Genomic DNA, 14,449 nt, shown 5'->3' with positions numbered 1-14,449 from the left:
ATGCAGGCAAATTCGAAACTCTCTTCCCATCAATATATTTGCCCCCATTGCAATAAAACATCACGCCTTCCCGAGCCAATACCTGAAAAAGGCGTATTTCAGCTAACATGCGTACATTGCAAGGAAAAGGCTGTATTAAGATTTCAAGATTTCGAATATACTGTTGATCCAATCCAAAAAAAATCCAGTGAATCAAGTTTTATTTCTGGCGAAGTTAGACCCATTCCAAGGGAAAAATCTGAACCTAAAAAACCCTTCATAGAAAGACATGCCGTTCCTTCTCCCGTAACAAGGCCTACATTCAAGAGAAACAACTCGACCTCAAAACCGAATTGGTTTCAAACTAAATTCCAAAACAAAACACCCACAAGACCTAGAACCAAATCGAAAAATACAAATTCTCTTCTAAAGATTTTCTTTGTATCTACGGCCTTCACCTTATTTTTGTTTATTGTTGTTTTTGCTTATTTTATAGCAGGAATTTTTGAAGTGCAAAAAGAGGTACCAGGTTTACTTACTCAACTAACAAAAAATATACCTACCAAAATTCTGGATCGCAATGGAAATGTGGTAAGTGAGATCTTCCAAAAAAGAACTTCTACGCTACGCTTAAAAGATTATCCGGAAGATATGGTATCAATTCTACTTAATATCGAAGACCAAAAATTTTTCTCGCATTCAGGTATTGATTACTTTGCGATTCTTAGAGCAATTACAAAAAACATTATAACCTTTCGGTACAAACAAGGCGCTTCCACAATCACACAACAGCTTGCCAGAATCATAATCGATGATCGAAGAAAGAGTATCACTCGAAAGATACGAGAGGCGCAATTGGCATTTGCTTTGGAATCCATTCTCAGCAAGGAAGAGATACTCGAAACTTATATGAACCATGTATACTTGGGGCATGGTGCCTTTGGTTTTGGAGAAGGGATTAAGTTTTATTTTAGAAAAAATCCCCAAGAATTATCCCGAGAAGAAATTTTACTTCTTGCCTCTCTACCTTCTGCTCCGAATAAATATTCTCCTCTAAAGAATCCAGAGGATTCGTACAAGAGGATACTCTCCATACTTTCTATGTTCCGAAATAGAGGTATTTATCCTGGTTTGCAAAAAGAAAAATTTCTAAGTATATACCATAGTTTTTCCACGCGATCGCCCAATGAAACGGTATTCGGAGTTAGAGAGGATATTGCTCCTTATGTTACAGAGCATGTCAGAAATATCCTATCTCAGATAGAAGGAGATAAGAATATCTATGAAAGTGGCGGATATACAGTAGAAACCACATTAGATAGAAATATGCAAGAAATGATAGGGCCCATGGTGAGGTCCTACCTTGCCAAATCAGTACGTAGTGGTAAAATCCAAAAACGATTGATCAGAAAAACTCCAGATACTGTTGAAGAGAGGTCCATCAAACAATTGTTCTCTGATGTAAGCCTTTCGAATGAACTGCTTTGGGAAGCTGATTTTACTGAAAGCGACAAAGAAAATGGCATCCAAGCCGCTGTCGTGTGTGTAGAGCCAAAAACTGGCCAAATTTTATTTCTGCATGGAGGCGAGGAATTCAACAGCAAAAATCAATTCAACCGAGCAATCCAGATGAGAAGACAAACGGGAAGCTCCATTAAGGCAGTGTTATATGCTTCCGCAATTGATTCAGGTGTAATACAAGCAGGTACTAAAATTTTAGATGCCCCTCTCTACTACCGTGGGGGTGGTGGAAAAGAATGGTCCCCCGATAATTTGGGTGGAACTTATGACGGAGAAATCTCGCTGAGAACCGCATTGATTAAATCCAAAAATACAGCCGCCGTACAAGTTGCTGAAAAATTGGGGTACTATGGCATAGAAACCTACTTCACAAAATATTTCTTTCCTGATCCCGAAGAAAAAAAACATCGATTCCGTGGAGACCTCTCTTTGGCGCTCGGAACTTTAGAGATTTCACCATTGGAAATGGCCTCCGCCTTTACTTCCTTCATGAATGAGGGTAACGTAAAAAAACCTTATCTTATCAAAAAGATTTCAAATGCAAGAGGTATCACCATTTACCAAGCAAATGAATTGGATGAGTTTAAATTGAAATTACCCAAAGATAGACAAGTAATTCGTCCAGACACTGCGGAGGTGATGATTTCTCTTTTGAAAGACAGTGGTCGCGCGAGTGGGGTTCGTAACGGTGGTTATACTGGGGAGGTGGTCGGAAAGACAGGTACCACCAACGATTATAAAGATGCCTGGTTTGTCGGTGCTAGACCAGAACTTTCTATGTCTATTTGGATTGGGTATGACAATCCTAAGTATGGTATGGGTTCGAGCGGTCTCGGAGGCGCATTGGCAGCTCCTCTTTGGGGAGAGATTGTGGAGAGAATAGACCGAAATCAATTTATAGTAAAACAAAAATTTCCAGTTCCTATCCATGCAAAGCCACACAGGATTTGTTTGTTGACTGGTAAAGATGCAGGTCCACAGTGTACGGCAACAAGTTCAGAATTATTCTTATCAGAGTACCCACCAGACGGTATTTGTACGGAAGATCATAAGAATCCAAATCTTGAAAATCGTGACCTCATGAAGAACTTATACTAATGAAATGGTCAATCCTCATATTCTTTTTTGCAAGTAAGCTCATCGCTTCCGACAACGATCTGTATAAAGAAGCATATGAGATGGAAGCAAAGAATACACTCTTTGCGATTCCGCTCTATGAAAATACATTGCAAAAAACAAATTCCAAAAATCTTCAAAAAGCTGCGGCAAATCGTTTATTTTATCTTTATAAAAAACATTATAAATTGATCGATGCAATCTTTCTTGGATCTCGTTACTCCCATCTGATCTCTTCAAAAGAAAAGGCAAATATATGGAAAGCAATTACCGATATTTACCGTCCGATGTCTTATTCCAAATTGACCACCGCCTATAGTTTAGCGATGCGATCCAGTGCAGAGAATTACCAAGACTTAGAAAATTTTTTAAAAGAAGAGTCACAGACACAAATTTTCGATTTTGTCTTCTTGGTTCTCTATAAACGAAGGCAATACCCTTTATTGAGATTATTATTGCAGCCAGAAAACCCCCTGGCAAACAATCTTTTTTATTCTGGATTGATTGCGATTAAAGTTGATGAAGACTCAGGAAAGGATTTTTTAAACAAACATTCGCAGCGATTTGATACAGATGATTCTCATCGATCGGATTTGTTTTATTTAGTAGGGACCTTCTATCGTCATTTAGGTGAATTCGCACAATCTGCACGGTATTTTCGCATGAGTGGTTCTTTTTCTAGAAAAGAAAAAGGCGACTTGGAAGCAGCCAAATCTCTGGCTTTGGGTGGCTTTCTTTCTGAGGCATGCCAATCATTCCAATTTCCAAATGCAACACATGATGAGTATAGTCAGATCTTTCAATTGTTTTGTCATAAAAAAGACCGAGCGTACTTATTGGATATAAAGCCATCTCTTCAGCTATTGAATAAAAAAGAGGGCGGTGAATTCATTCAAAAAATATTGTTAGCAATAGAGCAAGGGGATATATGAAAGGTTTCTTTAGCCTTGGTGTCTACCTAATCTGTTCGATATTGATTTCTGCATATGGACAAACTGTATCCCTTCCTGATAAAGTCTTATCCCTAAAAAGCCCCATCCCCTTGGAAGAGCTGAGTATTTGCCAAACAGATACAAAGAAAGTGTTTGGGAAAAATCCAATCCTCTCTAACCAATGTATCTCTCTAAAAGAAAAAGCTTTTGCGGATGCATTTTATTATTTTTTTGAGCAAGCACAAGAAAGGGAAATGCAACTTGCCTTTTTTTCAAAAGAGGGACGTTTTGTCCAAGTCGTTTGGAAAGAAAACCAAGAAACATACAATATTAGCTCTTTCTTGATTCGACAAAACAAAAGTTTATTTGTTCAATGCATTCGAAACCAAAATAAATCCTATTTCCTTTGGAAAACGAAACCTGAACAGTGGGAGTGGGTAGAGGATTGATGCTTAAGTAGAGCAACGAGCGAGAGTTTGGGCAGGGAAGGATTCGCCTCCCCAGCGCAAGTGCCATCGTGGCCTTGCTTGCTTAGGCTCGTCGTCCTTTCTTTTCGGCATCCTTGCCGAAACATCTCCCTATGGGTCGAAGTCGAAAGGACTTTATTCGAATCCTTCATCTTGATTCGATTAGGTGAATCTTTTCTAATAAATATGTTGGGAGTTTGGGCAGGGAAGGATTCGAACCTTCGAAGACATAGTCAGCAGATTTACAGTCTGCCCTCGTTGGCCACTTGAGTACCTACCCGAAGAAAGATGAGCCGCCTGAGGGATTTGAACCTCCGACCGGCTGTTTACAAAACAGCTGCTCTACCACTGAGCTAAGGCGGCGTGCTTTTCCAGTTTTTGAGAATTCCCTTTCTGGTCAAATAAAAATTCTGTTGGTGGGAAAGCGAAGCTCCTCACACTGTCCTTGTGGCACTTTTTTTCATCCATACCCTGATGACTTTATCCATTCTTTGTTTCTACTTTGGTTATTGGTTTAGAAAAACGAGAAATGACATCCATAGAAAAGTGAATGTCTTGGGCGTTTTTTTGAATCTATCTGCCGCTGTCTTTCTTTTGGCCATCAAGTATCTGTTAGGTGGCTTGGAGGAGTGGGGGATTTATCCTTCTGTTCCTAGACTCTATATCGATATCCATCGTTTTTTTGCACTCCTAGGTTTGGTTTTGATGTTGGTTATGCTTGTTACTGGACTCAAAAGGAAAAAACAGATTCATAAGAAATTGCATTTTATTTTTTTACCCTTGTATACAATTGTGTATATCTCAGGGCTGTTTTTATTCCAATCTTCCCCTTAAGGTTATAAAATGAGTATCGTTGAAGTCGCAAAAGAATTCGCAAAAAATATCCGCATACAGGTCATAAAGATGGTGACCGCAGCAAACTCGGGCCACCCAGGCGGTCCCCTTGGACTTGCAGATATTTATGCCGCACTCTATACCAAAATTTTAAAACATGACCCTAAAAATCCTGAATGGGAAGAGAGAGACCGTTTGATCCTTTCCAATGGACACGTTTGTGCAGTTAGGTATGCAGCCATGGGTTTATCTGGTTATTTTCCAGTGGAGGATTTACTTACCTTTAGAAATATCAACTCTTACTTACAAGGGCATCCCTCTACTCGCTATATGAAAGGCATCGAATCTAGTTCTGGCTCCTTGGGGCAAGGCCTCTCCGTATCCGTAGGATTGGCGTTAGGTGCAAAACTTAAAAAGCAAAACCATAAAGTTTATGTCTGTATCTCTGACGGAGAGTGTGGAGAAGGTATGACTTGGGAAGCTGCTCAATCTGCTGTGCACTATAAAATGGACAATTTGATTGCTTTTATGGATCGAAATTTCATTCAAATCGATGGCAATACAGAAGAGGTGATGAGATTAGAGCCTTTAGGAGAAAAGTTCAAAACCTTTGGTTGGAATGTTCTGTATGCAGACGGACATAATATGGAAGAAATCTTTTCCGCTTTTGAAGCAGCAAGTGTACAAAATGGTGCTCCTACTCTGATCGTATTTAAGACAATTCTTGGTAAAGGTGTGTCTTATATGGAAAATAATGCAAAATGGCATGGCACACCACCAAACAAAGAACAGGAAGCGCAAGCCCTAGCAGAATTATCATAAAAAAGCAATTCTTGGATTGACAGTGAAAAAGTATTTCTAAATATTCTTGCATGGCATCTGGGCAACAACCTCATTTTTCATCTGAAGACATAACAAGATTATTGTTTGAGTGGGAAGTTGCCCCACCTGAAAAAAAACGTTTCCTCTTAAAAATGATAGCTTCGCGAATTCCATGGCAAATGTCCATAGAAGAAGCAACCGAAGAAGTGAAAGATCCTGTCCTTAGAGTAATGGCTAGAGCTGTATTTGAAGATATTTTTAAATATAGAATTCGACATAGCTTCTTTAAGTTAACACTTCGTGGCAATGCGAGTCATTACAAAGATTTAGAGGAGTCTGTTGTTCAGTTATCTAGTCTTGCATACCCAACACAAAAGTATTCTGAAATTGCAAAAGAGTTAGACCGCATTGCTTTGCGGGTGTCTGAGTTGTTTGATGAGCACGAAGGTCACCTTTCCGATGAGCTCAAAGTTCAATTGTTGGTACAGGTGATGTTCCAAGAAGAAGGTTTTGTTGGAAATATCCAAAATTACAATGACCCCTCCAACTCCTATTTGTATCACGTCATCAAAAGTAAGTTGGGGATTCCCATTTCTCTGTCGGTAGTCTATCTTCTGGTCGCTCAACGTTTGGGACTTCCCCTCTATGGAACCAATCTACCTCTGCACTTCCTCTTACAATATGAATCAGATTCCTATTTTACCTACATTGACCCCTTCCATGGTGGTGTTCTGTTAGATCGATTTACCTGCGAAAAGTTCTTAGAAGCAAATGGTTACCCGCTTTCTTCAAAGTATTTTACCAAAGCGAGCACACTTTCTATTATTAAGAGAATGTGCCGAAATTTAATCCATATGTATCGAGAAAAGTCATCCAAGGAAATGGAGCAACAGATTAGTGAACAATTATCGATTTTAGAAAGTCGAACTCATGTAGAGTAGATGTCAGCGAAACTTGTTCTCCCCAAACTCATAAAGATTTTTGATTCGCAACTTGATAAGATAATCTCTGAGGACCTAAAGGTTCTTAAGGAGATCAAATCTTATGTAATTGCTTCTGGTGGCAAAAGGATTCGCCCACTCACACACTATTTGGTCACAAAACTTTTAGCCTACCAAGGTGATCAGTGGAAGGATGTAGGTGCCGTTGCTGAACTTATCCATGCAGCTTCCCTCTTGCATGATGATGTTGTGGACAATGCCTCTCAAAGAAGAGGTAAACAGACAGTCGGTGCAAGATTTGGAAACAAGACAGCGATTTTAGCGGGTGACTATCTTCTCGCATGTGGAATCAATCGACTCAATGCGCTTGGTAACCCAAAGATCATGTCTCTCTTCTCCCAAGTTCTTAAAGATTTAAGTGTGAGCGAACTTTTGCAGATGGAATGGGAAAAGAAACCGGCCATCACTTTAAAGATCTATGATTCCATTATTTACGGCAAAACAGCTTCGTTGTTTGGAGCCTGCACTGCGAGCGCTGCTATTCTTTGCGGATTAAATGAGAAGGAAACAAAGTCACTATCAGAATTCGGAATTCGTTTGGGCAAACTTTTCCAAAAGAAAGATGATTGTTTGGATTATTTTTATGCCAGCTCAGAAAGTGGAAAAGATAAATTTAAAGATTTCCATAATGGTTTGTTCACATATCCTATTTTGATCTTAAAGAGAGATATTCCCAATAAATTTAAAAAGTCGGTAGACTCACTTGTCGCAAAGCCTGAAAAAACATCGAACGATGAAAGGCAAATATTACAAATGTTAAGCGACTATCAAATCGAACAAAAATTAACAAATGAGTTTAAATCCGAAACCGAATATTTTTATACCTTTATTTCGCAATTTCCAGACTCAGCCGAAAAGACACTCTTTCAATCTCAAATAGAAAAACTCACTTAGCTAACAAAATTCCAATACCGGCAATTGGATGATAAACTCGGTCTTTCCTGGATCTGATATTACAGAAATAGTTCCTCTATGTTTTTCTATAATTGATTTGGAAATTTGCAATCCAAGACCGCTGCCTTCGCCTAGGTTCTTTGTTGTAAAATCAGCATCGAAAATCTTTTTTTGAAGATCTATTGGAATCCCTGGGCCATTGTCACGAATCCTTACTTCTACCCAATTCTCGTTTAGCACTTTGGTGTAGATCATGATGTTGCCGTTAAATTTCATAGCTTGCAATGCATTTAAGATTAGATTTGTCCAAACTTGGTAGAGCTCTTCGGGAAAACCAAGCAGAAGCGCATCACAGGTGATAGTTTTGGTCAAAGAAACTTTTCCCCTCATCTGGTATTGATAGATTGTTAAAACAGTTTCGATATTCTCACATAATTTAAACTTAACTTCCGAGATTTCTCTCCTGCTCGATTTTGAGAATTTTTTTAAAGCGAGCAAAATACTCGCGGCTCTATCAGTTGCAATTTGAATGATAGAAAGATGTTGGTTTAAATTGCGCACAGACAAAATATAATTTTTCAATGCAGTATTCTTATGATAAAGGAGTGATAAATCACCATCATTTGGTTCAATGAGACCTGTATCCAAAATTTTTTCTAAGTCTTCTTCGGATGGATCTAGATTATGTGATTCTAGAATAGTTTTTAATTTTTTTTTCTGTTCTCTTCTTTCTGTATAACTCGAAACAGCTGAGAAATTTTTATTTTTTAGAACTGTCTCTATGAGTTGTTCTATTTCACTTTCTTCAATCGAGACAAGAATTTCCTTCGCCTTCGCAATGTTTTGGATTTCATGTGTGATGGTCTCTATCACCGTATCTGTTGATGCTTTGATGGCACTGATGGGATTATTCAGTTCATGAGCAATGCCCGCAAAGAGTTTACCGATCTGGCTCATTTTCTGATTAAAGATTAGATTGGTTTTTAAATCTTGGATATACAAGAGTGCATCGTCATAGGCAAGGTTCAATTGTTGGATTTGTTTTTCTTGCCTAGCGATTTCCGACTTTAAAAAAGAAAGTTCATTCTCTTCATCGTTCCTTGGACTTTCTCTGTTTTGGCTCGGACGATTTCGAAACCTATACAAAAAGAAAAAAAAGAGAGGGATTAAAGAGAATAGAAGGGCAAGAACAGCAAGTAAAAGGATATCACTGAGGGACAATGTTGGGAGCATTACAGTTTAACTTTCCCTGGATATTAACACTTGCAGTACCCGAGCTGGATTGAACTAAACATGTCCTATTGTCCGAGGTAAAGCATTGTGTAGCCGACTGACCAGAGGTACAATTGACTCCATCTAAAGTGTTACAGGAGTTTAAGTTTGTCGATGAGGCGCCAGGGGTGTAAGTTCCCAGTAGATTGACTTCTATGTTAAAAAAGGAAAGAGTCTGTTGGCCTGAAATGCTTTGGTCGACATTCACTCCTTGGTTAAACCACTTTACCGTACCTTGCGTACCACTCACTGTGTTACCAAAGAGTCCACCAGAAAGAATAAAACCTTGCTGAGGGTCGATCCTACCTTGAGTCTGAGTTACATCGTAAATAAACCGAATGTTCAGAGTTTCTTTGGTCTTCATGACCAATTGTGAAAAGACCGAAAAACGAGTGTTTGTTGTAGTTGAGCTAGTAGTCTGGGTAGGTGTCGTCTGACCTGTCTGCGTTGTAGCAGTGGTGGTTGCAGGGCTCGCTGTCCCGCAACTTGTCGTCACAGAGCTATCAATCTCTCCTAAGAAGTATAAAGCTGGGTCATTGTTAAGTGTACCCAATATAGTTAAATCGGCCTTATTTTGGTTTTTATAGCGACATGCAAAGATAAGCAGAATAATACTGAAGAGCAATACCAGCCGTGGAGACATACACTGAAAGAGTAAATCCCAGGCTAAGGGGAGTCAAGTCCATTACCTGGGTATAATTTGAATTTTCCTTTTTAAAAAAAGGGAACCTTAAAAGTTTGTGTACATGCTCATTGCAAAGCAGAAAATTCGAAGCTATTTGAGCATACAAGGTCCTAGGTCTATTTATGTCTATTCTCTCCTCATAGGTGTTTTGTCTGGCATAGGAGCCTATGGCTTTAACTTGATGTTGTCTTTAGCAGAAGGGTTTAGTTTCCATCGTTTGGTAGGATACGAAACAGGCCTTCCCAAGGGAGATGTGCATTTCTCCTTTTCATTCCCTCTAACAAGTTTCAATTACCTTTGGGTTTTCTTTCTACCAGTTCTCGGCGGACTCATTTCGGGATGGATCATCTATCGTTTTTGCCCAGAGGCGGCGGGCGGAGGCACCGATGCACTGATCCGAGCTTTTCACTTTAACGAGGGTAAGATTCCTAAACAGTTACCTTTTTTCAAAGCCGTTGCCACAATGATCACTCTCGGGAGTGGTGGTTCTGGGGGTAAAGAGGGTCCAACTGCGCACATTGGTGCTGGGTTTGGTTCCTTGTTAGGTGAACTATTGGGTGTCGGTGCAAGAGCTAGAAGGACACTATTACTGGCTGGTACCGCCGGGGGATTGGGGGCCATCTTCCGAGCCCCTTTGGGTGGTGCAATCACCGCCGTGGAAATGGTATACAAAGAAGACATTGAAAGTGATTCCTTGGTCCCTTGCATCCTCTCTTCCGTTTCTGCTTATCTCACCTTTACAAGTTTAGCTGGATCAGGTTCCGTTTTCTCTGTTGAGGATTATACACTCAGAGACTATCGTCATATCCCATTCTATGTTTGTTTGGGGCTCTTTTCCTTTGCATTTGGATTTATCTTTGTTCGATTCTACCATTGGATCCGCGAGAGATTCCAGAATTGGAATATCCCAAACTACCTAAAGCCGGCCGTGGGTGGAGTGTTTGTTGGTAGCATCGCTCTGATCTTTCCAGAAATACTTGGATCAGGATTTGGGTTTTTACAAAAGTTCATCACTGGTGAAGAAATCAAATCCTACCACTTTGGCCTTTCTGGGCCAGTTTTTTTCCTTTTGATTGCCTTGATGAAAATACTATCTACCTCATTCACTGTGGCTTCGGGTGGCTCAGCGGGTTTATTAGGACCTTCCTTCTTTATAGGTGGTATGTTAGGTGGGTTTGTTTCTTCTTTAGCACAAATACTATTTCCAGAATTAGGCATTCTCATTTTCCCATTTATTTTGGTGGGTATGGGCTCCTTTTTTGCCGGAGTAGCAAGAGCTCCCATTGCAGGTATGATTATGGTCTGTGATATGATAGGAAGTTATAATCTTCTTCCGCCACTTATGATTGTATCAGTGATAGCAGCAATCCTTTCCAACAAAATGTCTATATACAAACACCAGGTGCAAAACCGTTTTTTTTCACCCTCTCACCACTGGGATATGAACCAAGATATCATGGATCGCATTACGATTGATAAACATTTTTCTGAGTTTAGAAAGTTTGCGATGATTCAGGCATCGACACCATTGACGGAACTTCACACAAAAGCACCAGGTATCCAAGCGAGTGATTTTATAGTCGTCGAGGGAGAGAAGGAAACATACCTTGGCATCGTTTCTTTAAGAAAGGCCCGCATCCAGCCCGAGGACGAGGCTTATTTGGTGCATCTCATAACCTGTAGTGAAATCTGTGAAGAAGTACCTGCACTTAAGGCAAAGGATACCTTGGGCAAAGGGCTCAGGTTGATGCTACAGTATGATGTGGATAAATTGGCTATGGTTGACGAAGATAACCGTTGTTTGGGTTACCTTCGTTATTTAGACTTTTTTAATGCTTACCAAGAAGAGATACGACTGTATTCGAGGAAGTCCTCCGAAAACTAACCTTTGTTTGCTCGGACATAAACAGCTTCGCTTTGTCCTAACCACGTCTTTTCAATGACATACATAGAACCAAAAAGTACTCCCGTGAAGAATAGATCTCCGACGATGCTATTTTGGAAGAAAGGCAAGGCTAAGGTAAAACAAGAAATAAATCCTATCCAATCTAAGCTATACATCCCCGATGTAAGCCAAACCGCTAAGTTTGTCACAAAGAAAAAGAAAACAGAGGAAAGAACGCTTAAACCAAAAGTGGAAGTTAACTTTGGCTTTTGGCCCAAGTGGCTTCCTAAAAATACAGAGAGCATCATACAGAGATACACTAAAGGTAGCAACTCATGGAGACCGATGACGAGATCGGAGAGGAACATCGCTACTACAGGCACGAGAAACGCCCACTTCCTAGGCACAATGTAGGCGCCAGCAAAAAGCGAGACCGCGAGAATGGGTGTAAAATTCGGTGGATGGGGGAGAAGGCGACTTGCCGCTGCCACTAGGACCATAAAAAGAACAGTGAATAGTCTTCTTGAGAACATATAGTGATAGAATTTTAACAAAGAAGATTCAGACAAGAGAAAAATTGGTTTTTCTGCTTAAGCTGAGCCCATAAATGGGGAGAGTATGAAAGTCCCAAGCCACGGCGATCCTCTCCAAAATTTGCTCCAATTGACAAAAGACCTTCGGAGTCCTGAGGGATGTCCCTGGGATCGGGAGCAGAACCATCTGACCATCATCCCGCACTTATTAGAAGAATCTTATGAAGTGATTGAAGCTATTGAAACAAGGGACGATGAAAACTTAAAAGAAGAGTTGGGAGATCTTCTCTTTCATATTCTCTTCCATGCAGAGTTGGCAGCGGAGAGAAATGCCTTCCAGTTCAAGGATGTGGTGCAAACTGTTTTTGATAAGTTGGTGCGAAGGCATCCCCATGTGTACCAGGAAAAAAAAGGAATCGATAGCGATGCAGTTGTAAAACAGTGGGATGCGATCAAAGAGATGGAGAAAGCCAAACAAAACAAAAAAGAGGAATCCATCTTAGATGGTATCCCGAAATCCTTTCCTGCTATTTTGCGTTCCGAAAAGATCCAGAAAAAGGTTTCCAAAGTGGGCTTTGATTGGGACCATCCTTTGGATATTTTTGATAAACTAAAAGAAGAAATCCAGGAGCTCCAAGATGCCATTGGTCCTTCGCCAAAGATGGACGGAAATAAGATTGCCTATCAGGAAGATATAGAAGATGAGTTAGGTGATATACTTTTTGTTTTAGTGAACCTTGCAGGAAAACTTTCAATACAACCGGAAGTATGTTTACGAAAAGCAAACCAAAAGTTTGAGACAAGATTTCGAACCCTTGAACAAATCCTTCGTGAAAGAAATGAAACATTCCAAGATAAACCGTTATCGGAATTAGATCTGATTTGGGAGGAAGCGAAGCAAAGGATTAAAGCCCAGAAAGATTCCGCTTCATCTGGATCTCCTGAATCTTCCAAGAAGTAGTCGCTTGAATGGGCAATGTAATCTCGACTCCTTCTTTTGATCGTATTACGATCACGCCATCTTCTCCTAGATTTCCTAAATATTGGTAAAAGATACCAGAAGATGGCTTTGACCTTCTTTTTTCATTTTGGAAATATGAAATACTGGAGACTGCCACATCAGCTTCTAAGCTTGCACCAGATTCATCCTTGATTCGCAAAAGAATTTTCTTGCCATAGAGTACCTCATCTAACATCTGTATCCATAGTTTTCTATAGTTCTTCACGATCTGATTTACATATTTGTATTCTGGATTTAAGTGAGAAGTTTCAAAAATGTAGGCGAGAGTTCCATATTCGAAATAATAAAAATCTTGATCCGTTCCATCAACTGGATACAAACGATTTTTAAGTAAAAATGGTTTTTCGGGATTGCTACTTCCGATATTTCCTTGGATATTCTTGCCGAAGGTCTCCGCTAAATTTGGCAATGATGGCTTGAGATCAACATCCGTGTAAGGATATAAGAGTGTATTGGCAAAGGCATGGACACTCATGGATGCAACAAATCGTTCTCTTTCAGCTAGACGTATTAAGGCCTGGGTTTCCAATTCAGAAGCAGCACTGGTGCCTCTATAGTAAGGATTGTCCTTTTTGGAAGATGAAAAATTAGAATTACTAGCTCCCCAATTGATTGGGAAATTTCGATTTAAATCAACACCCAAGGGATTTTCGGTGGCGCTATTCTTTCTTCCATATAGAACATTTTCTTTCCAAAACGCTTGCGCGCCACCTGGATTTGCGATCGGTATGACCCAAATACTTAAATGTTCTAAATACTTTTTCTTAAATGTTTCATTGGTCAATAGATGGAAAATAATATCATAACAATGGTCAGTTGCATTGGCTTCATTTGCATGAATACCGCAACTAAATAGCACAGATACTTTGTTTCCGAGGTTCCAGTTTTGTTTTGTTATCTCCAAAGCGTAGATGGGTAATCCTTCTTTTGATTCTCCTATTGCTTCCAATTTTGTATAGTTCGGGAATCTCTTTTGGATTTCTTTTAAATACCTTGCGTTTAATATATTATCTTTATAACCTGAGTAAAGGTCTGTCATTTCGAAGTTATTTTTTTTGATCTGCCTTTGGTACTCGTCAGCATAGAATTGGAATCCTTTTGCTTTAGATTCTATCTTTAGATCAGGAAACTGATTCCAATTAGTGTCCCAGTCTGATTTTTTAACGCGAAAGTAGTATTGCTCGGATTCTTCAAATTGGATTTCCCAATTTGATTTCTGTGTGAATGCCTTCCAGTCCTGGAGAGATGATTTTGGAATGCGTGCAAGGATCCATAGATTTGGGTCACTTAGAGGAGAGATAGGTATTTTCTGTTTGATTGAAAAAGATAGGCAAGATACTAGCTGGCAAAGCAATATGCTTGAGAGTGCCATTTTAGTAGATAGACCAAAAGATTTTATGTACATTCGTATATCCATACTAAGCATCGTTCTAAGCTTCTTATCTTGTCTATCTAGAAACAAGACAGTCGAAGAGTCTATTGTCCTT

At 39.6% G+C, this 14,449-nt stretch carries 13 protein-coding genes and 2 tRNA genes; 9 read left to right on the top strand and 6 right to left on the bottom strand.

The genetic code is table 11. From position 1 onward, the window contains the following. From DI060_RS08075 to DI060_RS08065, 3 genes are read left to right on the top strand one after another with little or no spacing between them, the layout of a single operon-like run. Positions 1-2,598 (top strand): transglycosylase domain-containing protein, encoded by a 2,598-nt coding sequence (locus DI060_RS08075; RefSeq protein WP_108975497.1) that lies wholly within the window; start codon positions 1-3, stop codon positions 2,596-2,598. After that, the gene (locus DI060_RS08070) at positions 2,598-3,548 is read left to right on the top strand and encodes a hypothetical protein (protein ID WP_108975495.1); all 951 of its coding nucleotides are present in this window, start codon (positions 2,598-2,600) and stop codon (positions 3,546-3,548) included. The genes DI060_RS08075 and DI060_RS08070 overlap by 1 nt, the downstream gene beginning before the upstream one ends. Then, positions 3,545-3,997, top strand: coding sequence for a hypothetical protein (locus DI060_RS08065; protein WP_108975493.1), 453 nt, complete (start codon positions 3,545-3,547; stop codon positions 3,995-3,997). Before DI060_RS08070 ends, DI060_RS08065 begins: the two co-directional genes overlap by 4 nt. A gap of 216 nt (positions 3,998-4,213) precedes the next feature. On the opposite strand, the gene DI060_RS08060 is transcribed toward DI060_RS08065, so the two are convergent. Together DI060_RS08060 and DI060_RS08055 are read right to left on the bottom strand one after the other, a co-directional pair. Then, positions 4,214-4,295: transfer RNA gene (locus DI060_RS08060), tRNA-Tyr, on the bottom strand. An 11-nt stretch (positions 4,296-4,306) separates the two neighbouring features. Next, a tRNA-Thr gene (locus DI060_RS08055) sits at positions 4,307-4,378 on the bottom strand. 84 nt (positions 4,379-4,462) lie between these two features. Here DI060_RS08055 and DI060_RS08050 point away from each other — a divergent pair. From DI060_RS08050 to DI060_RS08035, 4 genes are read left to right on the top strand one after another with little or no spacing between them, the layout of a single operon-like run. Next, on the top strand, positions 4,463-4,849 hold the full coding sequence (locus DI060_RS08050) for a DUF420 domain-containing protein (RefSeq protein ID WP_108975491.1): 387 nt from the start codon (positions 4,463-4,465) through the stop codon (positions 4,847-4,849). A gap of 9 nt (positions 4,850-4,858) precedes the next feature. Next, a complete protein-coding gene (locus DI060_RS08045) occupies positions 4,859-5,671 on the top strand; it encodes a transketolase (RefSeq protein WP_108975489.1) in 813 nt (270 codons plus the stop codon). A 50-nt stretch (positions 5,672-5,721) separates the two neighbouring features. Beyond that, positions 5,722-6,612, top strand: a complete 891-nt coding sequence (locus tag DI060_RS08040) for a transglutaminase-like domain-containing protein (RefSeq protein WP_108975487.1) — start codon at positions 5,722-5,724, stop codon at positions 6,610-6,612. Continuing rightward, a complete protein-coding gene (locus tag DI060_RS08035) occupies positions 6,613-7,566 on the top strand; it encodes a polyprenyl synthetase family protein (protein WP_108975485.1) in 954 nt (317 codons plus the stop codon). Here the strand turns inward: DI060_RS08035 and DI060_RS08030 are convergent, their stop codons facing one another. Both DI060_RS08030 and DI060_RS08025 read right to left on the bottom strand, forming a co-directional pair. After that, on the bottom strand, positions 7,567-8,799 hold the full coding sequence (locus DI060_RS08030) for an ATP-binding protein (RefSeq protein ID WP_108975483.1): 1,233 nt from the start codon (positions 8,797-8,799) through the stop codon (positions 7,567-7,569). It abuts the gene before it with no gap. Continuing rightward, entirely contained in the window at positions 8,774-9,481 is a 708-nt protein-coding gene (locus DI060_RS08025) for an LIC10920 family plasminogen-binding lipoprotein (protein ID WP_108975481.1), read from the bottom strand. Before DI060_RS08025 ends, DI060_RS08030 begins: the two co-directional genes overlap by 26 nt. A 103-nt stretch (positions 9,482-9,584) precedes the next feature. On the opposite strand from DI060_RS08025, the gene DI060_RS08020 reads away from it, so the two are divergent. Continuing rightward, positions 9,585-11,408: a chloride channel protein gene (locus tag DI060_RS08020; protein ID WP_108975478.1), complete on the top strand. Its 1,824-nt coding sequence runs from the start codon at positions 9,585-9,587 to the stop codon at positions 11,406-11,408. On the opposite strand, the gene DI060_RS08015 is transcribed toward DI060_RS08020, so the two are convergent. After that, entirely contained in the window at positions 11,405-11,977 is a 573-nt protein-coding gene (locus tag DI060_RS08015; RefSeq protein ID WP_439956894.1) for a DUF6580 family putative transport protein, read from the bottom strand. The two genes, DI060_RS08020 and DI060_RS08015, sit on opposite strands and share 4 nt — an antisense overlap. A 49-nt stretch (positions 11,978-12,026) precedes the next feature. On the opposite strand from DI060_RS08015, the gene mazG reads away from it, so the two are divergent. Next, complete coding sequence (gene mazG / locus DI060_RS08010) at positions 12,027-12,902, top strand: nucleoside triphosphate pyrophosphohydrolase (protein WP_108975474.1); 876 nt, start codon at positions 12,027-12,029, stop codon at positions 12,900-12,902. On the opposite strand, the gene DI060_RS08005 is transcribed toward mazG, so the two are convergent. Next, positions 12,847-14,367, bottom strand: coding sequence for a M14 family metallopeptidase (locus tag DI060_RS08005; RefSeq protein WP_209452001.1), 1,521 nt, complete (start codon positions 14,365-14,367; stop codon positions 12,847-12,849). The two genes, mazG and DI060_RS08005, sit on opposite strands and share 56 nt — an antisense overlap. Positions 14,368-14,449: the final 82 nt, after the last annotated feature.

Source organism: Leptospira ryugenii (genome assembly GCF_003114855.1).
In the GTDB taxonomy this organism is placed as follows: domain Bacteria; phylum Spirochaetota; class Leptospiria; order Leptospirales; family Leptospiraceae; genus Leptospira_A; species Leptospira_A ryugenii.
Note: the sequence above shows the minus strand (reverse complement) of the source record. Positions and strands in the feature narration are given on the sequence as shown.

Excerpts from the sequence above, each read along its gene's own strand:
- DI060_RS08065 (WP_108975493.1), top strand. The coding sequence starts at position 3,545 with ATGAAAGGTTTCTTTAGCCTTGGTGTCTACCTAATCTGTTCGATATTG.
- DI060_RS08040 (WP_108975487.1), top strand. The coding sequence starts at position 5,722 with ATGGCATCTGGGCAACAACCTCATTTTTCATCTGAAGACATAACAAGA.
- DI060_RS08005 (WP_209452001.1), bottom strand. The coding sequence starts at position 14,367 with ATGTACATAAAATCTTTTGGTCTATCTACTAAAATGGCACTCTCAAGC.
- DI060_RS08045 (WP_108975489.1), top strand. The coding sequence starts at position 4,859 with ATGAGTATCGTTGAAGTCGCAAAAGAATTCGCAAAAAATATCCGCATA.
- DI060_RS08075 (WP_108975497.1), top strand. The coding sequence starts at position 1 with ATGCAGGCAAATTCGAAACTCTCTTCCCATCAATATATTTGCCCCCAT.
- mazG (WP_108975474.1), top strand. The coding sequence starts at position 12,027 with ATGAAAGTCCCAAGCCACGGCGATCCTCTCCAAAATTTGCTCCAATTG.
- DI060_RS08035 (WP_108975485.1), top strand. The coding sequence starts at position 6,613 with ATGTCAGCGAAACTTGTTCTCCCCAAACTCATAAAGATTTTTGATTCG.
- DI060_RS08030 (WP_108975483.1), bottom strand. The coding sequence starts at position 8,799 with ATGCTCCCAACATTGTCCCTCAGTGATATCCTTTTACTTGCTGTTCTT.
- DI060_RS08025 (WP_108975481.1), bottom strand. The coding sequence starts at position 9,481 with ATGTCTCCACGGCTGGTATTGCTCTTCAGTATTATTCTGCTTATCTTT.
- DI060_RS08070 (WP_108975495.1), top strand. The coding sequence starts at position 2,598 with ATGAAATGGTCAATCCTCATATTCTTTTTTGCAAGTAAGCTCATCGCT.
- DI060_RS08020 (WP_108975478.1), top strand. The coding sequence starts at position 9,585 with ATGCTCATTGCAAAGCAGAAAATTCGAAGCTATTTGAGCATACAAGGT.